Source organism: Streptomyces sp. BRA346, from assembly GCF_052851135.1.
This window is the reverse complement of the sequence record NZ_JAIWIH010000005.1, coordinates 382662-405503: the sequence shown is the minus strand read 5'-3', so window position 1 is coordinate 405503 and position 22842 is coordinate 382662. Positions and strand designations below refer to the sequence as shown.

The following is a 22842-nucleotide window of genomic DNA, read 5'->3' as shown; positions in this document are numbered from 1 at the left end:
GACTACCCGCGTCACCACTGAGGCATCATCGCGAGAGGCGCAGTGTCCAGCCAGCCGGGCCCTGACTGGCGTCATGTCTGACCAGACTCGGGGTGTAGGTCTCGGGGGCAGGACGGCCTGCCGCCTCCCAGTCATTCAGCCATCCGTGCAGAACGGTCAGGGACGGCGACTTGGGTCCATCGGCCAGGACGGTGCCGTCCTGCCGGATAACGGCGGCTGTGGTCCGGGTCGAGTGCCCGATAGCCCACAGGTCCGGGCTCAATCCGGCCATCGTCAGATAGGGGCTGTCGATGGCGGCGACGAAGGTTCGCCAGGACGGCCAGTCGACCTCAGGCCCCTCGTACGGCTCGGTGTACGGCTCCTTCAACAGGCGGTCCAGGGTGGTGCGGGCGCCGTCGTTCCGCCAGTCATCCTTTCCGCGCCACGCGATGGAGATCCAGGAGGGTCCCGGGACACGGTTCTCCCAGTCGACCCACCTGCCCGGCAGGTCGAGATTGCCTTTCGGCGAGGTGGTCGCCTCGATGTAGCCGCCCGTGAACACGGCCTCCACCAGGGGCTGCCTGCCACGGGCACGGATCTTGGCGACCACGGTCATGTTGGGCAGGGGCGCGATCGGCAGCGGAGCGACGATGAGGCCACCGTCGGCCACCTGCTCCACCCACGCCTGGGGCAGCAGCGACGGGGTGCACCAGGCCACCATCCGGTCGTACGGGGCGCGGTCGGGAAAGCCCGCTGTGCCATCGGCGGTGTGGCAACGGATGTTGCGCAGGCCCCGCTCCAGGTGGATGAGGTTGGCCCAGCGGGTCAGGTAGGTGTCGACGTCGAGGCTGACGACGAACCCGTGGGAGCCGACGAGTCGCGCGAGCAAGGCGCCGGAGTAGCCGGAGCCGGTGCCGAATTCGGCGACGTTCATGCCCGGCCTGACGTCCAGCGTGCCCAGCTCTCGGTGGATGACGGCGGGGTTCGAGCGGTGCGGGGTGGCGCCGCGGCCTTCGTGATGGGCGTAGTGACGCTCAGGAACCGATACGGCGGCCAGGGCGATATCGCTCACGGCTCACTCCTTAGAGGGGGGTGGGGTACGCGTATGCGTCAACTGCTCCGGGCGAGTGAAGGACACGCTGCCCGCGAAGCGGCGGCGCTCAGATGGTGAGGGCGGTGTGGTGGTGCCAGCCTGCCTCGGTGTACTCACCGACCGGGCCGTACCCCGGGAGTTCGGCCCAGGCGTGGTACTCAACCGGCGGCGGGGAGAACCGCACGCCGAGGCACCAGTGCAGACGGCGGCCGAGCAGCCCGGCGGCCAGGACCGCGCCGAGCGAGGCCTCCATGCACGCGACCCGGCCGGGCCACAGACGACCGGTGTGCCTGACCGCCATGACCAGTGCTTCGGCCTTTGCCGCGGTCAGCGGCCGACCACCTGCCCGCCGGGCCCAGCGGACCGCATGGACGGTGTGCCGGAACGGCAGCCGAAGCAGCACCAGGGCCAGTACAAGCCCGACGGCCGCGACGCAGCGCTCGGCGGCGGTGCCGGTGCGGACGGTGGAGTAGGTCTCCATGCTCGTCATCGCCACAGCCCCCACCGGCGGGGACAGTCCCAGCTGTTGGCCTCGGTGGCGGCGAGCCCCCGGGCAGTGAGGGCGTCAGCGACCGTGCGGACATCGGTGGCGGCGCGCTCAAGGCTGATGCCGTAGCGGACGGCGTACTGTTCAGCGGCCTGGTGCTCGGTGGTGCCGGACAGCAGGAGCATGACCGCAGCTGCGGCGGTCGGGGTCAGATGGGTCCAGCGGCCGGTGCGCTCGTCGAGGATGGCGCCGCCGTCGTCGGCGAGCACCGCGCGAGTGGTCTCACGCAGCTGCCACATAGTCGGTCACCTCCCACCATGAGGCGGGGGTGGTGGTCTCGAGCTGGCGCAGCCACACCTCGGCGCTGATGGCCAGGTGCAAGGCGCCCTGGGCTGTTGGCTGTCCGGCGGCTGCGCGCTGGAGCATGCCCGTTGCGGGTGCTCGGGTGATCAGTCCGGCGGCGGCCAGCCGGGAGGAGGGGCCGAGCAACCGGGCAAGGACCGGGGCGTGACGGGTGAGTCCCGCGTAGGCGAGTGCGTTGAAGCCGCCCTTGGTCGTACGGGACAGGACGAAGTTCGGCAGAACGTTGGTGTGGACGAATGCCTCGCTGAGCAGCGGCTTGTACCGGCCCGGGGTGCCACGTCGGTCTGCGGGCACGGCCAGGCAGGCCCGGATGACCTCGTTGTCCAGGAAGGGGGCGGCGATCTCGACGCCGTGGCGGGTAAGTGCGATCTCGCGCCACCCGGTGGTGTTCGCCCCGACTCGCGCGAGATCCTGGCGGTCCGTCCACGCCGTCAGGTGACGGGGTTCCTCGGACAGCTCGTCCAGCCGCTGACGAGACATCGAGTCCCTGCCAGGCGGTGTGGGATGCGGACAGCTGTATACGGGGATGAGTACGAAGGATGGCCGATGAAGGGGGACGTGCGGTGGAATCCATGTGCGCTGAACCGACCACGTATCACCAGGCGGGAGGATGACCGTGGCCGGGCTGACAAGCGGGGAGTCGGCGCTCAAGCGGGCACGGTTGGCGCGGAACATGACGCTGGAGGAAGCCGCCGACGCGCTCAACGCGATCACCGGCGGGGCGGCCGACGCGAGTCTGATGAGCGCATGGGAGTCCGGGCGGCGCCGGACCGGCAAGCGGAACCGGGCTGGGCTATGCCAGCTGTACCGAGAGCGCCCGGAGGTGCTGTTCGCGCATCAGGACGGCGCGGCGGCCACGAGCGTGCTGGAGACCTCCGGCACCGCGGTGGTGGTCAAGATGCTCACCCGCTGGACGGACCTGGTCGAGGCGATGGTGGACGTCGCGGCCGGAGCGCGTGAGCACTTGGTCGTCACCGGCTCCCGCAGCCGGGAGAAGGCGTATCTGGCGGCGATCGAGACGGCGGTGGCCCAACACCCGGACCTGGTCCACTACCGCGTGCTGTACGGACCGCCGCGGCACCGGGCGCTCGCCGACCACCTGGTGCGGCTGCTGGAGCTGCGCGACCCATCCGCGCGCCGCAACGGCGTCAAGACCCTCCATATCAGGATGGTGGAGCCGACCGAGGCACTGGAACGGTTCTTCGTGGCCTCGGAGACCGCCGCGGTCGTGCCGCTGCCGTCGTTCCACGGGGCGGAGGGGTTCGACTGCGGCGTCTTACTCAGCCGGGAGGCGGCCGTCGGACTGGTCCACCATGGTCGGGAGGCGTGCGCGTCCGCGCGGCCGGTAGAGACGATCGAGGCCGTCCGCGCGCTGCCGGTACGGCACAACTGAGGGGGCGAGGGAGAAACGTGATCGAGAACGTGTCGCAGGCCGCAGCCCGTACGGCGTCCGTGGTGGAGCTCGCCCGGGAGCTCATCCGGCGGCCGAGCAGGGGCGGGATCGACGATTACGGGCCCGTCCTTAGCGTGCTGGAGGACTGGCTCGCCTCCCGCGGCCTGCCGCACCGTCGACTGCACGACGCCGCCGGGGAACTGGTGGGGCTGCTGGTGGAGATTCCCGGCGGTCGTCCCGGCCCATGGTGGACGCTGGATGCGTGCGTGGACACCGCCCCGTACGGAGACGAGACCGCCTGGTCGTTCCCGCCGGCCAGCGGTGAAATCGCCGACGGCTGGCTGCTGGGCCGCGGCTCGGCGGACTCCAAGCTCGCCGCGGCGATGTTCTGCCACATCGCCGCCGACCTGGCCCCCCGCGCCGAGGCCCTGCACGGCGGGCTCGCTGTGCTGTTGGACGTCGACGAGCACACCGGCGGCTTCGGCGGCGCCCGCGCCTACCTCGCTGACCCACAGGCGGCCCGGCCGGCCGGGGTGATGATCGGCTACCCGGGCCTGGACGAAGTCGTGGTCGGCGGCCGTGGCCTGTGGCGGGCCACCCTCGTCGTGCACGCCCCCTCCGGACACTCCGGTTCCAGCAAGACCGTGGTCGGCGCGATCTCCCGGGCCGCGCACCTCGTACGCCTTCTGGACACGGCCGATCTGCCCCGTATCGACGGGGCCTCGGGGTTCCCGCTGCCGCCGAAGCTGTCGGTGACCGCCTTCCATGGCGGCCAGGGCTTCTCGGTCACCCCCGACCGGTGCGAACTCAACGTCGACATCCGCACCACCCCGACCTTCGACGGCCACGACGCCGAGACGCTCGTCAGCAAGGCCGTCGCCGAACTCGACGCGGAGGTGCCCGCCCCGAAGCCCACCGAAGTCACTCCGGTCGCCACGTGGCCGCCCTTCCGTCTCACCGAGGGCGAACAGCCCGCTGCCGCCCTGCTGGGCGCCGCCGCCGAGGCGGGGCTGACAGTGCGGGCGAAGACCGCGGGGCCGTCGAACATTGGCAACCTCCTGGCAGGCGAGGGCATCCCGGCCACCGCCGGCTTCGGCCTGCCGTACGAGGGCCTGCACGGCATCGATGAGCGCGCCCACCTCGCGCAACTCCCCACGGTGTACGCCGTCTATCAGCGCGCCGTGCTCGACCTCCTCCGGGCGGGCTGACATCCCAGGCCCGTCCCAGATTTCTCCCAGATCCACTCCCAGCAACTGCCCAACTCCGTCTCTGGGAACGGACTTTGTCTCGCGGTGACATAGAGGCAGCACCACCTCACATCCACCGATGACAAGGGAGGCCGGTCATGGCCGAGCAGACCACCGTCACCACCCAGCCCGCCGTCGAGGACAAGCCCGCCGCGGCGCCGAGCACCGGCGGCTTCGCGCCGCAGATCAGCACCCACCCGGTGGCGACCCTCACCCTGGGCCGCCAGACGTTCAACGACTCGGACAAGTCCAACTACTTCGAGGGCTGACAAGCCCGCAAGACCTGACCGAGCACCCCGGGGGCCGGCCGCTACGGCGGTCGGCCCCCGGGCGCGTCACAGGGGAGGCGAACAGATGGAACGGGAGTGGATGACCGGCGGCACCGCCGTCGTGGACGGATTGACGATCGACGGGCTCGGCGATGTCCGCCGGGCCACGGCCGCGCGGGTGCGCGCGGTCGCCGAGGGGCCGGTCGCCCTCGTCGTCGTGGGCGACTGCCCGGCAACCAAGCAGGAGCTGACCGCCGCGCTTTCGGCCGTGCGGGCGGGCCGGTGGGTCGAGCTGACCCGGTGGCCGGGCTCGTACTGGGTGGTTGCGGACGACGGGCGGCAGCGATTCGTGTGCGGCGACCTGGCAGGCATCCGGGCCGTGTACTACACGCTGCGCGGCGACGAAGGGACGGCGTGGGCGACCGAAGCCCGCCTGCTGGGACGCCCGCTCGTGCCGGACCTGCCGCACCTGGCGGCCCGGCTCACGGTGGGCGAGCACCACTGGCCGCACCGCAGCCCGTACGAGGAGGTCCGGCTGGTGCCCGGCGGGTTCGGACTGCTGCTCAGGCCCGGAGGGCCGCCGCAGCTCGTCGACATCTCCGGCGTCGAGCCCGTGGACGAGCTCCGAGAGGGCGCCGAGCTGTTCGGGCAGGCGCTCACCGACGCCGTCCAGCACCGCGTCCGCGCCGCCGGCGAGATTGTGGGGGCGGACCTGTCCGGCGGGCTGGACTCCTCGGCGGCCGTCGTGCTCGCCGCCGACGCCCAGGCCGTGCATGCGGTCACGTACACGGACGGCTTCACCAGCGCGGAGGACATGGCGTTCGCCTCACGCGTCGCCGAGCACACGGGGGTGGCGCACACGGTGGCCCGCGGAGGCGACGTGCAGCTGCCGTTCGGCTTTCCGGCCGGGCAGCCGACCGGCGTGGAGCCGGTGTTGGAGGCGGCGATGTACGGCATGGATGCCTCGTACCTGCGCCCCGTACGAGGACTGCCGCTGCACCTGACCGGGCACGGCGGCGACGTCGTGCTGGACGCATCGAGCTCCTGTTGGCTCCGCCTGCTCCAGGACGGCCGCCGCCGCGAGGCCCACCGCCAGGTCGTAGCGTTCGCCCGGCTGCGCAACACCGCCCCAGGCCCGTACTGGAAGGCCCTCAAGGACGCCGCAGCCCTCGGCCGGGCCGGCTCCCTCGAACGCTCCGCCGAGCACTTGGAGCGCGGGCCCATCACGCCGGAGGGCGCCGTGACAGGCTGGTCGTGGTGCCGCCTGGGCGCCGGAGCGTCCTGGCTGACTGGATACGGCCGCCACCAGGTCGCCGCGCTGCTGCGGCAGGCCATCCGCGACCAGCAACCGGAGCTGGCCGACGAGTTCGACCAGTGGGCCGCCCTGCGGTCGGTGGGCTCCTCGGCCCGGGGTTGGGCCCCGTACGGTGACGCGCTCGGCGTGAAGCCGGTGTATCCCTACCTGGACAACAACGTCGTCCGCGCCGCGTTCGCCGTCCCGGCCCTCGCCCGGCGTGGATTGGTGATGTACAAGCCGCTGCTGCGGGCCGGGCTGCCGCAACTGCCGGACTGGCTGACCTCCCGCCGCTCGAAGGGATCGTTCACCGCCCAGCGCATCGCCGGACTCGCCCGGCACCGGACATGGCTCGACGAGCTGATCGCTTCCAGCCCGCTCGCGGCCGGCGGGCTGATCGACCCCGTGGCCGTGCGTGCCGCCCTCGCGCAGGCGGCCCGGGGCCAGAGCGCCACGGTGATCGCCGACCTGCACCAGCTCATCGTCACGTGCTGGTGGCTGAGCGGGCAGACGACCGCGCTGGAGGCGGCATGCTGACCCCGGCCGACCACATCCACCACGCCACGGGCCCGGACGGCACGGCAGTGCTCGACGTGAAGCGGGAGACGTGGCTGATGCTCGATAAGGACGCCTCCAGGATCTGGCACGCCATCACCGTCCGCGGCGGCATCACCGGTCTCGCCGACGAGATCGCCATCCCCACCGGGCAGGACCCGCAGCAGGTCAGCAGCCAGATCGCCGCATTCGTCGACGAGCTGGTGGCCGGCGGCGTCCTCGTCGACACAGACCGGCCCCGGCGAGTGCGGCGAAGGTGGTGGCGGCGATGACGGTCATAGTCCCCACCGCCCGGCCCACCGCACCGCGGCGCGACCGCCTGGTGGCCGCGGTCGCACTCGCCTGCTCCCTGACCGTGAGCCCGCTGCCGCTGCGCTGGAAACTCGCCGCCGTGCGGCTGCTGCGCGGCCTGCCGTACGCGCGCCTGGCCCGGCTGGAAGCCCTGTATACGGCGGTGCTGGCGGTGATTCCCTCGTGGTGGCCGGGCCGGATCGCGTGTGCGGAACTGAGCCTCGCCACCGTCATCGCGACCGCGCTCACCGGCCGCCAGGCCCGCTGGGTACACGGCGCCCGCTTCCTGCCCCACGCCGCACACGCATGGGCCGAGGTCCCCGAAGGCGCGGTCGGCCGCGACATAGCCGACGCCGTCGACCGCCCCTGGATGCCGGTCCTGGCCGTTCCGTAGCGGCTCCCGTGCCGCTGTGGTCCGGGGCCAGTCCGAGCCTCCCCGGCCCTGGACCACGGCGTCACCCGTTCGGATGAAATGCTGGCAGCATCGCTGACGGGTGCGGGCTGGGTGACCAGGGGTGATCCCCGGTCCGGCGGGAACAATCCCGTTGCCCAGCCCCCTGGTTCGGCTTCCTCATGGGGCGCGTGAGTTCTTCCGTATCCGCTCCTCCCGCCACCACGGCGGGCCAGCCGCCGGTCATGCGCCTGGCGTCCGACCGGCACTTCGAGGCGAGCGTCAACCTGTCCACGTGGGCGATAGCCCGCCGACTCCCGCACACCCTCGCCCAGGCCGCCCGGCTCGGCTGGCGCACCGACCACCACGCCGTTCTGACCCTGCTCACCTGCCAGATCGGCGCTGCTGCCCTCACCGCGACCGCGCTGGCGGCCACCACCCGTGTTCTGTCTGCCGTGTTTACCGGGCCCGACATCGCCGCCGGGTTGCGCGAGAACCTGACCGCCGTGGTCGTGCTCGTCCTCGCCGCCTCCGGCCGCTACCTGCTGGACGCCGCCGCCCGCGCGTCCGCCGCTCGCCTTGCGCCGAAGGTGGTCCGCGAGGCCGACTTGGAGGTCATCACCGCGGCCACCGCCGCCGAGCTGGTGGCGTACGAGGACCCGGACTTCGAGGACGCCCACGCAGCCGCCTCCGACGGCGCCGAGAAGACCGGCGACCTCATCCTCGACGCACAGCAGCTGACCTCGGCCGCGGCCCAGATGGCCGCCGCTGCGACGGTCGTCACCGTGCTGCACCCGGTGATGCTGCCCCTGCTCGTCGCTTCGGTCATCCCCTGTGCGTGGGGCGCCGTACGGGGGGCGCGGATCGAGCACGCCGCCCACCACCGCAACCTCGCCGACTCCCGCCTGCGCAACGTCTTCCGCGCGTACACCACGGAGCGGGCCACCGCTGACGAGGTCCGCGCCGGCACCATGGCCGGGTTCCTCATTCGGCAGTACCGCATCGTCTCCGGCCGCTTGGAGGCCGAACAACTCCGCGCGACGAGGCAGGCCCTGGTCGTCCAAGGCATCGGCGACGCGCTCACGGCCGTCGGCACCGCCGCGACCTGGGGCGTGCTCGTGCTCCTGGTGGCCACGGGCCGGATGGAACTAGCCGCGGCCGGGACCGCAGCCCTGGCCGTACGCACTTCCGGCGCGGCGCTGGCCACGACGGTGCGGTCCGGCGCTCGGCTGTTCCGCACCTCGCTGTCGCTGGACGACTGGGCCCGCTTCCTGGCCGTGGCCAAGCCGTGGACGACCCGCCGTGGTTCAGCCCCGGTCGACCAGGACGGACCGCAGGTGATCACCGCCACGGACGTCTCCTTCACCTACCCCGGTGCCGACACCCCCGCGCTCGACGGCATCGACCTGGACCTCAAGCGCGGCGAGGTCATCGCGCTGGTCGGCGAGAACGGCGCGGGCAAGAGCACCCTGGCCCGCGTGCTGACCGGGCTGTTCCTGCCCACGAACGGGTCGGTGAGGTGGGACGGCGTGGACCTGGCGGACGCCGACGCGGCCGAGGTGCTGTCGAAGGTGGCGCTCGTGCCGCAGGATTACACCCGCTGGCCGCTGGCCGCCCGGGAGAACATCACCCTCGGCCAGCCCCGGCCCGAAGGCGACACGGCCGTGCACGCCGCCGCCCAGGCAGCTGGCGCCGACACCGTCATCGCCGCACTGCCGCACGGGTTGGACACCTCCCTGGCCCGCTCCTGGTGGGGAGGACACGACCTCTCCGGAGGGCAGTGGCAGCGCGTCGCCGTTGCTCGCGCCTTCCACCGCGATGCCCCCGTGCTGGTGATGGACGAGCCGACCGCCGCGCTCGACGCCCGTGCCGAGCACCGGATCTACACCCGGCTCAGGGCGCTCGCCGAAGGACGGGCGACCGTATTCATCACCCACCGTCTGGCCAACACTCGCCTCGCCGATCGCATCGTCGTGCTCCACCAGGGCCGCATCGAGCAGATGGGTACGTACGACGAACTGGCACACCAAGGGCTATTCCACGAACTCCTCAAACTCCAAGAAGACCAGTGACCCAGTAAGCCCCACGCGCAATCGAATTCCCGGCGAGGCCATGAACTGAGGAGTGCGAGCCCGACAACGCTTCAGCCCGTCCCCCCAAGGGGACGGGCTGAAGCGTTGAGCTGTGTGGACTCTACGCGAGGTGGAGGGTGTGCCGTTGCTGCCGCATCCAACTTCAACACGCAGGACTTGACAGAGAAGTCGTCGGCGGTGTCGAAGTTGTTCGTGCCCAGCGTCACCTCGACGACGTCACCGGCATCCAGAACGACCGGAGCGGTGTAGACGGGAGCGGTGGTCTGCGTGTTCATGATTCCTACCTCCGTAGTGTTCAGTCCGTCGTGCCCGGGAGTGGGCACGCGAACAGTCAACTCAGGCCGCGGCGCCAGCGGTACGGTGTCGGGCAGGGCAAGCGGTATATCGGGTATATGGGCAGGTACTCATCGCCAAGCGCACGCCGAATCACCAGCTGCGAAACCTCGTCGCCGAGTCCGGGCTGACGTACCAGTCCTTGGCCAAGGAGGTATGCGCCGTGGCCGCCGAGTGCGGGACGGCGTTACGGACCAACAAATCCACCATCGAGCACTGGATCAGCGGTGTCGTCCCCGCAGGAGATACCGGCCGCTATCTCGCCGTAGCGCTCTCCCGCCGACTCGGGCGCCTGCTGGCCCTTCACGATCTGGGCCTCGCGCCGTACGAAGAGGACGACGACAGCCTCGGCCTGTCCCTCGGCGAAGATCCACTGGATGCCCTGCTACCGATGTGGAGCCAAGAATTGAACCGGCGCCGCTTCCTCACCACGTCCGCCTACTCGGTCGCCGCTGCCAGTCTGCCGCTGTCGTACGTCCGAGAGATCGCCGACCGCACCGCCGCAGCTCGCACCGGCCAGACCATCGGGATGGCGGAAGTCGAAGCGGTCCGCGACATGGTGCGGCTATTCTCCGAGATGGATGAACGCCACGGTGGGCAGCACGGACGTAGCGCCCTGGTGCAGTATCTGCGCGATGACGTCGCGCCTCTGTGCCGCGGTCGCTTCCATAGCGACAAGATCCGCCAGCACATGCTCTCCGCCGCCAGCCGAGGCGTGCACCTGATCGGCTGGAAATCCTACGACGCAGGTCAGCAGGGTCTGGCCCAGCGCTATTACCTTCAGTCCTACGCACTCGCCGTCGAGTCCGGTATTCCCGGACACGATGGGTTCGTGATGCGCACCATGGCCATGCAAGGGCTCAAGCTGCACCGGCCCGAGCACTGCCAGGCCCTGGCCGAGACCGGGCTGAACCGTGCCAAGGGCAAGGTCGATGTGCAGACCGAAGCCCTCTTCCGCGTCGTGCACGCCCATACCCTGGCCAAGTCCCGGCAGCGACATGCAGCTGTTGCCGAGGCTGAGCGGGCGCGTACTCTCCTGGCCGCCGACTGTGGAGACGAGGTGCCGTTCTGGGCTCTCACCTGGGGTCCGCCTGCCGCATCGGTCTACTCGCGCAATGCCAAGGTCTACGAGACGTTGGGGGACCGGAAGGCCTCGGCGGAGCAGTACGCGCGCGCGGCCTCGTCACGCCCCGCGGGCTATGCACGGATTGTCGCCCTCGACCTGGTGGCGAGGGCCGAGATGCAGCTCAAGGACGGTGGCATCGAGCAGGCGTGCGCCACGTGGAACCGGGCGATGGACCACATGAACGAGGTGCGGTCGCTCCGGACCCGTGAGGCAGTGGCCCGGATGCGCAGGGATCTCGCCCGCTTCCGTGCCCGCGGCGTGCGCTGTGCGGCTGAACTGGATGAGCGAGCCGTCGAGTTTCTGCGGCTCCGGTGATCACGTGCGGTGCCGGGAACTCGACGTCAGCGGGCATCCGCCAGCGCGCGGCGGCACAGCGCGTCGGCACGGCGGGTGGTCTCGGGCTGCCGGTAGTCGCGGGCCAGGTGGAGGGTGTACGCGCAGGCCTCGTCGAGGGTCACCCGGTGGCCGACGGACACGAACACCGGCTTCACCCCGTCCCGGGTGCGCAGCGCCCGGCCGACCTCCTCGTCCCCGTCGAGCAGTGGCGCCCAGTCGCCGCGTCGCGGGCCGGGCGGGTCGTGGCGGAAGGTGAACGGGTTCTTGGCGACACCGATCGCGGGCAGCCCGGTGAGCACCCCCAGGTGGCTGGCCAGCCCGAAGCGGCGGGGGTGGGCGAGGCCGTAGCCGTCGCAGACCACGACGTCGGGGCGGTGGCCGAGCCGGTCGAGGGCGCCGAGCGCGTCCAGCACGGCCGGGATCTCGCGGAACGCCAGCAGCCCGGGCACGTACGGGAAGGTGACCGGGCCGACCGCCGTCGTCTCCCCGACGAGGGCGAGGGTGCGGGCGTCCAGCGCGACGGCGGCCGCCGCGACGACGCCGCGTTCGTCGTCGTACGCCACATCCACCCCGACGACCGCCCCGGCTCCGCCGCCGGGGGCGGGTACGACCCCGCCCTCCGCGCGGACGGATCCCCGCAGCCGCTCCTGCACGGCCGTCGCCTCGGCCTCGGTCGCGGGCCAGTCGCGCGGGAGTTCATAGCGGGGATCGATGGCGCTCGTCATGACCGGTCACGCTACCGCCCCTCACCTGCCCGGGTCGGCTCCAGGCGGGCGATGCGGCCCTTCTCGCCCGACGCCCAGCAACCGCCGTCCCCTGCGCAGTCCACCGCGTCGTACGAGCCCGGATCGAGGGCGCGCCAGGTGCGCCCGCCGTCCGCCGTCACGTCCGTGCCGGTCGGTCCGACCGCGAGAGCGGCGCGGTGGCCGTACGGGAACCAGGCGACGCCCGAACGGTAGGCGGGCGGGGGCTGGGTGGCCGGGGTCCAGGCCGCGCGCGGGGACGGCTGGTCGGGACGGTAGTCGCCGCCCACGGCGAGGCCGTGACGGGTGTCGCGGAAGGCGAGGGCGAATACGCCGCGGGCCGGGTCACCGGCGGGGAGCGGCGCGTCGGCGACGGTCCAGGTACGGCCGCGGTCGGCGGTGTGGAAGACCCGGGCGGTGGCGGCGCCTCCGGTGGCGAACCACGCGTCCCGGCGTCCGGCGCTCACCAGGCACTGCCCGCTCGCGGCGAACGCGGACTCGCTCGGCTGCGCGGCGGGCATCCCGCCGGAGGGCAGCACGCGCCAGGTGCGGCCGCCGTCACCGGTGCCGAGGATGCGGTACGTGCCGTCGACCGGGTCGCTGAGCGCGATGCCGTGGCGCGCGTCGAAGAAGGTCAGGCAGTCGTAGAAGGCGCGCGGATCGGGGTTACGGAACGTCTCGCTCCAGGTGGTGCCGCCGTCGTCCGTGACGAAGACGCGCGACGCCTCGCCCTCGCCGATGGCCAGCACCACCGCGCGCCGCGCCCCGAACGCCTCGATGTCGCGGAACTCCAGCCCCTCCGCACCGGGCGGGGACACGTTCCGCCAGCTGCGGCCCCCGTCGCGGGTCCGCAGCACCGTGCCCTTCGTTCCCGCGACCCAGGCGGTCCGGCGGCTCACGGCGGCGAGTCCCCGGAAGCGGGCGTCGGTGCCGCTGTCCTTCAGCCGCCAACCGGCGCGTAAGCCGTCCGCCGCACCGGCCGGTTCGCCCTGCGCGGGCGAGGCGAGGGCGGCGGCGAGCGCCGCCCCGCAGAGTCCGGCGGCCACCATGCGTCTCATCATGCCCATGATCCCCATGCCCGTCATGGGGCGGGAAGCTAGTCCCTGGGCGATACGCCGTCCAGAACGCGGCGGCGCCCGCGGAGAATCCGCGGGCGCCGCCGATCGGCCGTCAGCCGTGCCGGGTCACTTGTTCACGCAGAGCTTCACCAGCAGCGATACGCAGTTCTGCGAGTCGTCGGTGGGCGCCGAGGTCGGGTTGTCGGGCTGGCTCGGCGTTCCCTGCGAGTCGCTCGTGCCGCCACCGTCGCTGTCGCCGCCGCCGCCGGAACCGCTGTCCGAGCCGCCGCCGTCCGTCGGGTCCTGCGAGGGCGACGAGGGGTCGGAGGTGGGGTCGGATGTCGGAGTCGACCCGGATTCAGAGGGGTTGGGCGACTTGGTCGGCTTCGAGGATTCCGTCGGGTTCTCCGACGGCGCGTCCGACGGCGCGTCCGACGACGGGTCCGAAGGAGCGGACGACGGCGTGGACCGCGAGGGGGACACCGCGCTCGACGGCACGTCCGACGGGCCCGGCGTCTTCGTGGACGGCTTGCTCCGGGACGCCTCACGCGTGCCGTCCGTCCGCGGCGCGTCCGGCTTCCGCGACGCGGCGTCGGCCGCGCCCGTACCGGACGAACCCGACGAAGGCGAGGAGTCGGAAGGCTTGTGACTCGGCGCCGACGCCGCCGCGGGCTGACCCGCCTCCGCCGCGCCGCCATTGGTGAGGGCGAGCCCCGTCATGACCGCCGCACCCGCGACGAACAGCACCCCGGCCCCGGCCACCGCGACCGCGACCGGCCCCGCCTCGCGCACCTGCCCGTGCATCAAGTGACGCATCGACCGGCGGCTGGAGACCAGCGGGCCGTTCGCCGGAGCCGCGTGCGAAGCACCGATCGGCACGGTCGCCGGACCGCCCACCCCAGCGGTCCCGGCGCCCGCGGCCGCGGCGCCCGTCGCGGCCCAGCCGCCCGCGGCGACCAGTGGCCGCAGATACGGCGCGGTGCCCCGGTCGTACAGCGCCAGCAGCGCCGGGCCGGTCAGCGCGGCCAGTCGGCCGTCGGCCGCCACCAGCCGCTCCATCCGGGACCGGCAGTCCCGGCAGCCGTCGATGTGCACGGCGATCCGCTCGGCCTGGTGCGGGTCGTCCGTGCCCTGCACATGGCCGGGCAGCGCGTCCCAGTGGCCACCGCACGCCGCGCTCGCCGCGGTACCCGGCTGCGCGCGCAGGAACTCGCGGCGCAGGCTCTCCCGGGCCCGCTCCACGAGCGCGGCCGCGGCCTCGCCGGTCGTCCGCGTACGACGGGCCGCCTCCTCCGGCGACAGGTCCTCCGCCTCGGCGAGCCAGAGCGCCGTGACCCAGCGCTGCGGCAGCTCGCCGAGGACCCGTATCAGCGGTTCGAGCAGCGAGGACTGCTGCGGCGGGCCCCAGTTCACCGAGGCCACGGCGAGCCCGCGGATGACGCCCGTCAGTTCGCCCGGTATGGCGTCGACGTCGATGGCCTCCCCCGCGCGCAGCCGCCGCCAGACGCGGAAGTGCGCCTCGGCGACGAGGTCTCCCGCCGTCCAGGGGTTGCCGGTGAGGGTGCGGGCGTACCCGACAAGTCGTGGATATTCGGATTCGTAGAGCCGGGTGTACGCGGCCGCGTCCGGCGCCGCTGGACGTTCGGTCATGGTGGAACAACCCCTGGGGTGGGTGCCTCGGGAGAGCGGAGTGCGGCGGAAGTTTTGTAACAGCTCCGCACGGCACCCGAGACCGTGCATGGATTTCGCAAGCCTAAATGCCGTATGTCCCCCCGAAAAACCGGTCGTGACGCACGTCACGCCCCGCGCGGGTGCACTGGCCAGTGAGCCCGTACGTCTTATGGACGTAGAGACGGCGAGGACCCGCACCGATCGCAATCGCAAGGGAGCAGGCGTTGTGACCACTGTCATCGACCAAGCAGTCCAGGCCCACCTCATCGCGTCGACCCCGGAAGCACGCGCCATCCCGGCGTGCCTGCGCTACGAGCGCGACGACCCGTTCGCCGTCCGCGTCTCCTTCCCGCCCACCGCGTCCCTCGACGGTTCCGCCGTGGAGTGGACCTTCGGGCGCGAACTGCTCGCTGCCGGACTGCGCGGCCCCGCGGGCAGCGGGGACGTCCAGATGTGGCCGTGCGGAACGCAGCGCACCGTGCTGGAGTTCCACGCGCCCGAGGGCATGGCGATGGTGCAGTTCGACACCGCGGACCTGCGGCGGTTCCTGGGCCGCTCGTACGCGGTGGTGCCGGAGGGGGCCGAGGGCGGGGAGCTGGACCTGGACGACGGGCTGGCGTCCCTGCTCAGAGACTGCTCCTGAGGGAAACCCAAGGAACCCGGAGAAACCCAGAGAAACCGCGAGAAATCCGTTCGCCCGGCAACCGGGTCAGTTGGTGGTCGTGGCCGCGGCGGTGGTCGCCGCCGACAGCGCCGTGGCGACCGCGGCGGCGAGTCCCGCCCGCACATGGTCGACCACGCCCCCCAGCGCGGCCCCCGGCGCGCCGCTGCGCGCCTCCAGCTCCGCGATCCGCCTCCGGTGCGCCTTGATGTCCTTGTGGGTGACGACGGTCGTCACCCCGCCCGCCGCGGCGAGCGCGATCAGCGCGGCGTCCCGCTCGGACACCTCGGCCGCGGGCTGTGCCCCATACAGGACGCGCACCGCCTCGTCCCGCATCTCCGCGACCAGCTGCGACCGTTCCAGCCCGTACTCCTTGACCGGGAACACACCGAGCACCCGCCGTGAGGTCACGTGCACATACCCGGCCGCCCGCAGCTGGTGCCGTACCGCCTTCTCCGTCAGCTGCGCGTGATGCCCCACCCAGGTCCCCCAGGTGCGCGGCCGGGACTCCTCGATCACCTCCAGCAGCCCGTCCAGCGCCGGGTCCCCGGTCCGCGCGTCCGGCAGCGGCTTCGGACAGCCCTCCGCGTCGACGAGCAGCTCGCGCTGCGCGAGTTCGGTGAGCGCCCCGGCCTGGACGAGATAGCCCAGATGGGTGACGGGCTTGCCGCTGCCCGGGTCGAAGGCGAGCAGGTAGAGGGTGGCGGCGAGCGAGAGCGAACCGTTCGGCACGGGATCCTCCGGGCATGATCCGGTCGGGCGGGTGCACCGACCTTAGGGCGAGTGCCCTCCCCCGGCGACGGCGACGCGCACCCCCCTGTGTGTGCGCGTCGCCCCCGCACCACCGTTACGGGTGGTACAGCTTCACGACCGCCGTGGTGGTCGTCCGCCGGAACGCGTCGACCGGAGCGTGCTCGTACGTCCCCATCTCGCCCCACGCGACGACGGTGACGGTCCGCCCGTCCCGCCCGACCCCGTACAGGTGGATGCCCGGCTCCGAGTCCGGGTACGAGGTGTGGACGCCGTACACATGGGCACCGTCCTCGGCCGGGAGCGTGCCGTAGTCCCGCCAGGACGCCGTGCCCTCGGGGAAGTCGCCCTCCCAGTCGGCGGCGCAGTTCCGCACCTTCTTCTCGGCCGCCGCGGCGAGCTTGCGCGCGGCGTCCACGGTGGCGGCCTTGACCACGATCTGGCTCGCGGACGTGTCGTACTCGGTCCAGAAGGTCCGATGGGTGGCCCCGGCCGAGGGCAGCGTGTCCTCGACGCAGAAGGGGACGTGTCCGGGCAGCCCCGGGGTGACGTCGCTCGCGTACCAGTCCGACGACGGGTGCGGCGGCAGGTCCTTCGGTACGAGGTGGCCGGGCGTGCCCGGGGCCGCGGTGGCGGTCGCGGACCCCGCCACCAGGGCGGCCGCGGTGAGGGCGCCGAGGGCGGCGGCGCGGAGGCGTTGCGAAGACATGCGCATGGAAGGTTCCCCGCTTCGTAGGAGTGCGTAGGAGTTCGCAGGAGTGCGAATCGATGCGACGAGCCTGCGCGGCGCCGCGCCGCGGCCGCTACGGCAGGCGTGGCATCCGGGACGCGGGAATGCCTCCACGTACGCTGACTTGGGGGGATGACACCACCCTGGAACGCGCCCGCGGGACGTTCCAGCGGTACGAGGAGGGGGATGGGGCCGGTGGGCAGAGCCGATGAGGTCGAGGAGTTCGCGGAGAGCCTGCGTGCGCTGAAGGAGCGTTCGGGCCGCAGCTACGGGGTCTTGGCCACACGCCTGCACGTCAGCCCGTCCACGCTGCACCGCTACTGCAACGGCGACGCGGTCCCCACGGACTACGCCCCGGTGGAGCGCTTCGCCCGCCTGTGCGGCGCGACCCCGGAGGAGCTGATCGCCCTCCACCGCCGCTGGGTCCTCGCCGACGCGCACCGGTCGGCGCACCGGTCTGCGCGGCGGACGGCTCCGGCGGACGAGCCCGACGGACCGGGCGCGGCGACGGCTACGCCCGCCGGTCCCGCCGAGGGTCGGCCGGACGCCGGAGGAGGGCCCGGGACCGGGCGGGCCAAGGCCGGGCAGACCGGGGACGGGCAGACCGGAGGGCAGATCCGGGCGGCGGCGCAGGGGCGGGTCCGGCCGCTTGCCGGGGCCGCCCGGGCCGACTCGGCGACCGGCGGCACCACGCGGGCGCACTTACGGGCCGTCTCGGCCGACGTGGCGTCAGGCCAGGCGGCGTCAGGCGGGACGGCGACAGGCGACGCGGCGTCAGGCGGGACAGCGTCAGACGGGGCGGCGTCAGGCGACGCGGCGTCAGGCGGTACGGCCCGCGCCGCGTGGCGTACCCGGCCGTGGGCGCTGGTGGCGGGCGCGGCGGCCGTCGTGGTCCTCGCCGTCACGGCCGTGGAGGTGCGGTCGTCGGGCGGTGGCGGCGCGCCGGGGCACCACGCCGCCGCCTCGCCCCCGGCATCGGCGACGCCCAAGGCCCCCGCCACGCGTCCGCCCGCCGCCGGGCCCACCGCCCGCGGCCATCTCCGTAAGGAGCTCGGCGACAAGACACCGTCGGGCGCGCCGCACAGCGGGAAGCCGGGACGGCGCGACGGCGAGGCGACGGCCACGCCCGGCGCGTCCCGCCCGCCCCGGAACGGTTCCGCCCGCCTGCCCCTCACCCTCAGCACCCGCTCCCACGTCTGGGAGAACGGCTGCGACCACCGCTACCTCATCGACCGGTCGCCCGCCGACGTCGCCCCGCCGCCCACCGAGCGGGACGCCCCGGCCTGGGCCGCCGCCCATGACGCGGTGCACGGCGGGACCACCAACGTCGAGGCGACCGTTCAGGGGCGGGCGGAGTCCGCGGTCGTGCTGCGGGCCCTGCACGTACGGGTCGTGGGGCGCCGTACGCCGCTCGCCTGGTCGTCGTTCGCCATGGAGAACGGCTGCGGCGGCGCCCTCACCCCGCGCGCCTTCTCCGTCGACCTGGACGCCGCCCGCCCGCAGGCCCGCCCCACCGACGGCAACGACGAGGGCAAGCCGATCCCCGCCGTCCGCTTCCCGTACCGCGTCTCGGCGTCGGACCCGGAGGTGCTGCTGATCAACGCCCGTACGGCGGGCTGCGACTGCCGCTGGTACCTGGAGCTGGACTGGACGAGCGGGGACCGCTCCGGGACGGTGCGGATCGACGACAACGGCGCGCCGTTCCGCACCAGCGGCATCAAGGGCCGTCCCACGTACGGGTACGACTACGGCGAAGGGGCCTGGCGCGAGGGCGGCTGAGGAGCGGCTGAAGGCCCCTACTCCCCCGCCGTCGTCAGCCGCAGCGCCGCGTCCCGCACATCCGGGTGCGGATGCCGCCGCAGGCCCCGCACCCGCTCCCGCCAGGGCTCCGCCCATTCCGTACGGGGGCCGCCGACGCCGGTGAGCACCGCGGCGAAGAGCCCGGCGGCGTGTCCGCCGTCCTCCTCCAGCTGCCACGCGGCGCGCAGCAGCCCCTCCCGCCCGCCCGGCCGGGACGCCGCGTCGAGCCGGTCCCGCAGGACGTCGGCGGTGCGGGCGGCGAGCGCGGGGCGGGAGGTGTGCAGCCGGGCGAGGCGGGCGAGCGCGGCGGTGAGCGCGCTCGGCCGGGCGTCCAGGTCGAGGGCGTGGACGAGGACCTGGGCGGCCTCGGGGACGAACGTCTCGTATCCGGCGAGGAGTTCGGCGGCGCCCAGCGCGTGGCGCCGCATCTCCCGCGGCCGCGTCCGCCCGTGCCGGGCGAGCCGGGTGGCCAGGTGGCGGATGCGCTGGCGGGCGGGCCGGTCGCGGTCCGGTTCGGCGTCGGGCATGCCGGTGCGGGCGTCGGCGGTGACGAGGGCGGCCAGCGCCCAGGCGAGCGGGTTGTCCTCGGAGGTGCCGTCGGGCGCGGCGGCCATGAGGGCGAGCAGGGCGTCGGCGGCGGACCGCCAACTGGCCCGGTTGCCGAGGTCGGTGACGGCCGCGACCAGCAGCGCGGCCGCGTCCGGTGCCCAGGGCGACCAGCGGGCGAGCGCCGCGTGGCCGGAGGCGGCCACCTCGGGGTCCTCGGTGTCGCAGACGACGCGGATGAGCTGGGCGTAGCGCTCGCGGTGGAGTTCGGGGAGGTCGAGCGGCCGGGCGTGCAGGACGGCGTGGCGCAGTTCGCGGCGCCCGCCGGCGGCGGCGGTCAGCAGTTCCCAGGCGCGTTTGGTGCCGAGCAGCCGGGTCGCGAAGCGGACGCAGACGGCCTGGACGTCGGGGTGCTGGCCGGGGAGCCCCTGGGCGTCGGCGAGGAGGGTGGCAGCGTCGGGTGCGGGGAGGTGGGTGGCGGCGATCCGGGCGGCCTCCTTGCGGCTGGTGACCTTGGCCGGGACGGACGGTACGGCGGTGGCGACGCCGTCGGGCGCGAGGACGCCGCGGATGAGCCGGTCCAGCCGGGACGGTGCGACGTACCGGGCGGCCCTGGCCGCCGCGTACACCGCCACCCGCGCGCGGTCGCCGCCCGCGTGGGCGAGCAGCAGCGGCAGGGCGTCCCCGGGGCGCCGGGTGTGGGGCAGGGCGGCGAGCGCGGCCTCGGCGAGCACCACGTCCTCGGCGGCGGCCCACGTCCTGACCAGCGGGGTGCCCTCGTCCAGCGGCGCGGCGCGGGCGATCGCGGAGGCGCGTTCGGGCTGCGGCAGAGTGGTGTCGGCGGCGGCCCTGGCCAGCAGGCGGGCGGCGGCGGTCTGTTGGCGGGGCAGCCAGCGGGCGGTGTCGCGGCCGGTGGGCGGCGTCCAGTGGGTGCCGTGGGTGAGGAAGCGGCCGTAGGGCGGGGTGTCGCCGAGCACGAGGTCGAGCAGGTCGGTGCGGCGCCGGGTCAGCACGGCCAGGACCGGGGGCAGGACGGCGGCCGAGGGCTCCTGGGCGAGGAGTTCGGCCACCCGGTCGTCCCGTTCGCGTGGCGGCTCCAGCCACCGGGCGATCGCGGTGCGGGCGGTTTCGCCGCGGCCGAAGGCGATGGCCTGCCACAGCAGTTCCTGAAGCTCGGACATGGTGTGGGCGCGCCGTCCGAGGGAGCGGGCGAGGGCGAAGGTCAGCTCGTGGTCGACGCGTTCGGCGCCCGCCTCCAGCCAGGGGCGCAGCGCCTCGAAGACGGTGTGTTCCTGGCCGCGCCGCAGCCGGTGGTCGAGGCGGCCGAGGTCGGCGGCGCCGACGCTGCCCGCGAGCCGGGTGACGGTGCGCAGCGCCCAGCCGAGCAGTTCGCGCCGCCCGGTGGCGGCGTGTTCGCGCAGCAGGGCGACGGCGAGGCGGCGCAGCGCCTGCCGGGTGGCGGTGGAGGAGTCGCGGGCCTGGATGGCGTCGGTGGCGACCCGGTCCAGGAGTTCGGCGGCGTCGTCGGTGAACAGGGCGGGCGGGGTCGCGGCGAGCGCGTCGAGGGCGGCGTGGCGCACCGGGTCCTGCTCGTTGCGCAGCCGCTCCAACTGCCCCAGCAGCGCGGTGACGGCGTCCGGGTCGCCGGAACGGGCGGCGTTGCGGATCAGCAGCGGGTAGGCGGTGGCGCGGTCGTCCGCGGCGGGGCGGCGGGTGGCCGCCAGCAGCTCCTCCCGCGCCTCCTCGACCGGCAGGTACGCGACCGCTTCGAGCACCGTGGTCCAGTGCGCGCCGCGCTCGCGCGCCTGCGTGGCCATGCGGCGCGCCTCCGCCTGGCGGCGCGGGCGCGGCAGGGCGTCGAGGACGGCGGGTGCCAGGACGGCGTGGGAGGCGTCGTGTTCGGCGGTGGCGGCGTCGAAGAAGGCGGCGCGGCGGGCGGGCGGCAGGGCGGCGAGCAGCCGCGCCAGGGCCTCCGCGTCGTGGGCCAGGGCCCGGCCCAGGGCGTCGAGTTCGGGCGGGTCGGCCCTCACCAGGCGGCGCAGTACGGCCCGTTCCAGCCCCCGGCCGCGCTGCAGCTGCGCGTGTTCGGGCGTGAGCAGCAGATCGAGCGTACGTCCGGGGTCGGCGGCCACCAGCGTGCCCAGCCGGTGCCGGAGCGGTGGGGGCAGTTGGCCGTGGCACCGCCGCTCCAGCAGGTCCAGGACACGGTGGGGTTCGGCGCGGGCGGCGAGCGCCACGCCGGGCGCGTACCGCAGCCACCAGTCGGTACGCAGCGCCACGGGCAGCGCGGTCAGCTGCCGTTCGGCCTCGTCGAGGACGGCGGCGGGGTGGCGGGTGGTGAGGGGCCGCCAGCTGCCGACCGCGTGGAACAGCGCGGGCAGCAGCCGTACGACGGTGTCCGCCCCGCAACCGGGCAGCAGCCGGGCCGCCTCGGCGTCGCCCCAGCGTTCCCGCAGCGGGTCGATCAGCCGGTCGGCGAGGGCGGTGCGGCGCTGGGCGACGACGGCGCGGATCAGCTGGCGCCGTACGGCGGCGGGCGCGTCCTCGAACGCCGCCTCCAGCGCCTCGTCCCGGACCCGCGCCCCGGACCCGGCACCTCTCAGGGCGTGACACCGCACCAGGGGGTCGGGGTCGGTGAGCAGCGTCTCCAGGTGGCCGGTCCGCCCGCCGATGGCGGCCGCGGCGGCGGCCAGCCGCTCCTCGTACGCCCCGCGCCCCGTCAACTCCCCGACGAGCCCGGCCAGTTGGCCCTGGGCGCTGGCCGCCCGCACCCGCGCGGCCAGCTCCCGCATGCGCCGCGGATAGGGCAGGGGGTCGAGGGCGGCGATCAGTTCGTCGGCGAGGGCGCGGGGCGCGTCGGGGTCGTACACCATGCGGAGGATTCTCCCCGGCCCGGTGGCCGGAGACGCGACGGGTCAGACGTCCGGCTGGTAGATGGTCTCCCAGGGGGTCCGCTGCCAGGGGCTGTCCTGGTTCATCGGGTCCACCAGCCGCTGCACCGCCCGCGCCGTCTCCTCCTGCGACACCGCCCAGTCCTCGTCCTCGGTGCCGCTGAGGGCGCGCATCCAGGCCAGTCGGCCGGTCATGAAGTCGTCCGCGTACTCCTTCCACGAGCCGTACGTGCGCGCGACCGGCGCCACGACCTCGCGCAGCAGCCGCCATGCGGTGGGCTCGTCGATGTACCCGGAGGCGAGGCCGTAGCGGGTGATGTCCGCGTAGCGGGCGATGTCCCAGGCCAGCGGCGGGTGCCCGATGGCCGCGGCCATCCGCGTCCGGTGTCCCGTGGTCGCCAGCCGGTGCAGGACGCCGTGCAGGTCCTCCGTGGTGGTGATGCCCCAGCTCTCCGAGAGCCGTCCCCGGGAGGTCGACACGTCGATGCGCTTGAGCGGGTACAGCAGGGTATGCGAGTGCCCCGGGGTGCGCTCGGCGAGGATCGCCGCGAGCGAGACCATCCACCGCTGGTGGGAGGTCAGCGGGGTGGGGTAGCGCTTCTTCGCCGACGGGCCCACGGCCATCTTGACCAGGGTGCCGCCGAACTGTATCCAGCCGGCCATAAGGCGAATGATGCTGGCAGAGCCGCCGCCCGCGGTCAACCGGGGTCCGTACGCCGTGCGGGGGCGTCCGGTGGCACTT

At 73.7% G+C, this 22842-nt stretch carries 22 protein-coding genes; 10 read left to right on the top strand and 12 right to left on the bottom strand.

From position 1 onward, the window contains the following. Positions 1–25: 25 nt before the first annotated feature. From LCH29_RS08565 to LCH29_RS08550, 4 genes are all read right to left on the bottom strand, one after another. Positions 26–1051 carry a protein-L-isoaspartate O-methyltransferase family protein gene (locus LCH29_RS08565; protein ID WP_446461095.1) on the bottom strand — a complete coding sequence of 342 codons (1026 nt, stop codon included), beginning with the start codon at positions 1049–1051 and terminating at the stop codon, positions 26–28. Positions 1052–1139: 88 nt separating this feature from the next. Beyond that, positions 1140–1562 carry a lasso peptide biosynthesis B2 protein gene (locus LCH29_RS08560; protein WP_446461094.1) on the bottom strand — a complete coding sequence of 141 codons (423 nt, stop codon included), beginning with the start codon at positions 1560–1562 and terminating at the stop codon, positions 1140–1142. Then, positions 1559–1858, bottom strand: a complete 300-nt coding sequence (locus tag LCH29_RS08555) for a PqqD family peptide modification chaperone (protein ID WP_446461093.1) — start codon at positions 1856–1858, stop codon at positions 1559–1561. Before LCH29_RS08555 ends, LCH29_RS08560 begins: the two co-directional genes overlap by 4 nt. Beyond that, positions 1842–2402 carry an asparagine synthase-related protein gene (locus tag LCH29_RS08550; protein WP_446461092.1) on the bottom strand — a complete coding sequence of 187 codons (561 nt, stop codon included), beginning with the start codon at positions 2400–2402 and terminating at the stop codon, positions 1842–1844. The genes LCH29_RS08555 and LCH29_RS08550 overlap by 17 nt, the downstream gene beginning before the upstream one ends. A 136-nt stretch (positions 2403–2538) precedes the next feature. On the opposite strand from LCH29_RS08550, the gene LCH29_RS08545 reads away from it, so the two are divergent. The 7 genes from LCH29_RS08545 to LCH29_RS08515 all read left to right on the top strand — a co-directional run bounded on the left by LCH29_RS08545 (position 2539) and on the right by LCH29_RS08515 (position 9434). Then, on the top strand, positions 2539–3315 hold the full coding sequence (locus LCH29_RS08545) for an XRE family transcriptional regulator (protein ID WP_446461091.1): 777 nt from the start codon (positions 2539–2541) through the stop codon (positions 3313–3315). Positions 3316–3332: 17 nt separating this feature from the next. Continuing rightward, positions 3333–4523, top strand: a complete 1191-nt coding sequence (locus LCH29_RS08540) for a M20 family metallopeptidase (RefSeq protein WP_446461090.1) — start codon at positions 3333–3335, stop codon at positions 4521–4523. A 137-nt stretch (positions 4524–4660) separates the two neighbouring features. Next, positions 4661–4831, top strand: coding sequence for a hypothetical protein (locus LCH29_RS08535; RefSeq protein WP_446461089.1), 171 nt, complete (start codon positions 4661–4663; stop codon positions 4829–4831). 85 nt (positions 4832–4916) lie between these two features. Beyond that, positions 4917–6662, top strand: coding sequence for an asparagine synthase-related protein (locus LCH29_RS08530; RefSeq protein WP_446461088.1), 1746 nt, complete (start codon positions 4917–4919; stop codon positions 6660–6662). Then, the gene (locus LCH29_RS08525; RefSeq protein WP_446461087.1) at positions 6656–6952 is read left to right on the top strand and encodes a PqqD family protein; all 297 of its coding nucleotides are present in this window, start codon (positions 6656–6658) and stop codon (positions 6950–6952) included. The genes LCH29_RS08530 and LCH29_RS08525 overlap by 7 nt, the downstream gene beginning before the upstream one ends. Next, positions 6949–7365, top strand: coding sequence for a lasso peptide biosynthesis B2 protein (locus LCH29_RS08520; RefSeq protein ID WP_446461086.1), 417 nt, complete (start codon positions 6949–6951; stop codon positions 7363–7365). The genes LCH29_RS08525 and LCH29_RS08520 overlap by 4 nt, the downstream gene beginning before the upstream one ends. A 179-nt stretch (positions 7366–7544) precedes the next feature. Further along, a complete protein-coding gene (locus LCH29_RS08515; RefSeq protein WP_446461085.1) occupies positions 7545–9434 on the top strand; it encodes an ATP-binding cassette domain-containing protein in 1890 nt (629 codons plus the stop codon). A gap of 71 nt (positions 9435–9505) precedes the next feature. On the opposite strand, the gene LCH29_RS08510 is transcribed toward LCH29_RS08515, so the two are convergent. Beyond that, positions 9506–9730 carry a lasso RiPP family leader peptide-containing protein gene (locus tag LCH29_RS08510; protein ID WP_446461084.1) on the bottom strand — a complete coding sequence of 75 codons (225 nt, stop codon included), beginning with the start codon at positions 9728–9730 and terminating at the stop codon, positions 9506–9508. Positions 9731–9951: 221 nt separating this feature from the next. Between LCH29_RS08510 and LCH29_RS08505 the strand changes: the two genes are divergently transcribed. Further along, positions 9952–11229: a hypothetical protein gene (locus LCH29_RS08505; protein ID WP_446461083.1), complete on the top strand. Its 1278-nt coding sequence runs from the start codon at positions 9952–9954 to the stop codon at positions 11227–11229. Between the two features lie 26 nt (positions 11230–11255). On the opposite strand, the gene LCH29_RS08500 is transcribed toward LCH29_RS08505, so the two are convergent. From LCH29_RS08500 to LCH29_RS08490, 3 genes are all read right to left on the bottom strand, one after another. After that, a complete protein-coding gene (locus LCH29_RS08500; protein ID WP_446461082.1) occupies positions 11256–11975 on the bottom strand; it encodes an endonuclease V in 720 nt (239 codons plus the stop codon). Positions 11976–11986: 11 nt separating this feature from the next. Then, positions 11987–13069, bottom strand: a complete 1083-nt coding sequence (locus LCH29_RS08495; protein WP_446461287.1) for a WD40/YVTN/BNR-like repeat-containing protein — start codon at positions 13067–13069, stop codon at positions 11987–11989. Positions 13070–13177: 108 nt separating this feature from the next. After that, a complete protein-coding gene (locus tag LCH29_RS08490) occupies positions 13178–14701 on the bottom strand; it encodes an RNA polymerase sigma factor (RefSeq protein WP_446461081.1) in 1524 nt (507 codons plus the stop codon). A gap of 247 nt (positions 14702–14948) precedes the next feature. On the opposite strand from LCH29_RS08490, the gene LCH29_RS08485 reads away from it, so the two are divergent. Further along, positions 14949–15365, top strand: a complete 417-nt coding sequence (locus LCH29_RS08485; RefSeq protein ID WP_123099731.1) for an SsgA family sporulation/cell division regulator — start codon at positions 14949–14951, stop codon at positions 15363–15365. A gap of 66 nt (positions 15366–15431) precedes the next feature. On the opposite strand, the gene LCH29_RS08480 is transcribed toward LCH29_RS08485, so the two are convergent. Together LCH29_RS08480 and LCH29_RS08475 are read right to left on the bottom strand one after the other, a co-directional pair. After that, positions 15432–16115, bottom strand: coding sequence for a GOLPH3/VPS74 family protein (locus LCH29_RS08480; RefSeq protein ID WP_446461080.1), 684 nt, complete (start codon positions 16113–16115; stop codon positions 15432–15434). A gap of 115 nt (positions 16116–16230) precedes the next feature. Next, positions 16231–16848: a hypothetical protein gene (locus LCH29_RS08475; protein WP_446461079.1), complete on the bottom strand. Its 618-nt coding sequence runs from the start codon at positions 16846–16848 to the stop codon at positions 16231–16233. 210 nt (positions 16849–17058) lie between these two features. Here LCH29_RS08475 and LCH29_RS08470 point away from each other — a divergent pair, with 210 nt between their 5' ends. Beyond that, positions 17059–18642 carry a helix-turn-helix domain-containing protein gene (locus tag LCH29_RS08470; protein WP_446461078.1) on the top strand — a complete coding sequence of 528 codons (1584 nt, stop codon included), beginning with the start codon at positions 17059–17061 and terminating at the stop codon, positions 18640–18642. A gap of 17 nt (positions 18643–18659) precedes the next feature. Here the strand turns inward: LCH29_RS08470 and LCH29_RS08465 are convergent, their stop codons facing one another. Both LCH29_RS08465 and LCH29_RS08460 read right to left on the bottom strand, forming a co-directional pair. Then, entirely contained in the window at positions 18660–22082 is a 3423-nt protein-coding gene (locus LCH29_RS08465; protein ID WP_446461077.1) for a hypothetical protein, read from the bottom strand. Positions 22083–22124: 42 nt separating this feature from the next. Continuing rightward, on the bottom strand, positions 22125–22763 hold the full coding sequence (locus tag LCH29_RS08460) for a DUF1266 domain-containing protein (protein ID WP_446461076.1): 639 nt from the start codon (positions 22761–22763) through the stop codon (positions 22125–22127). Positions 22764–22842 lie beyond the last annotated feature (79 nt).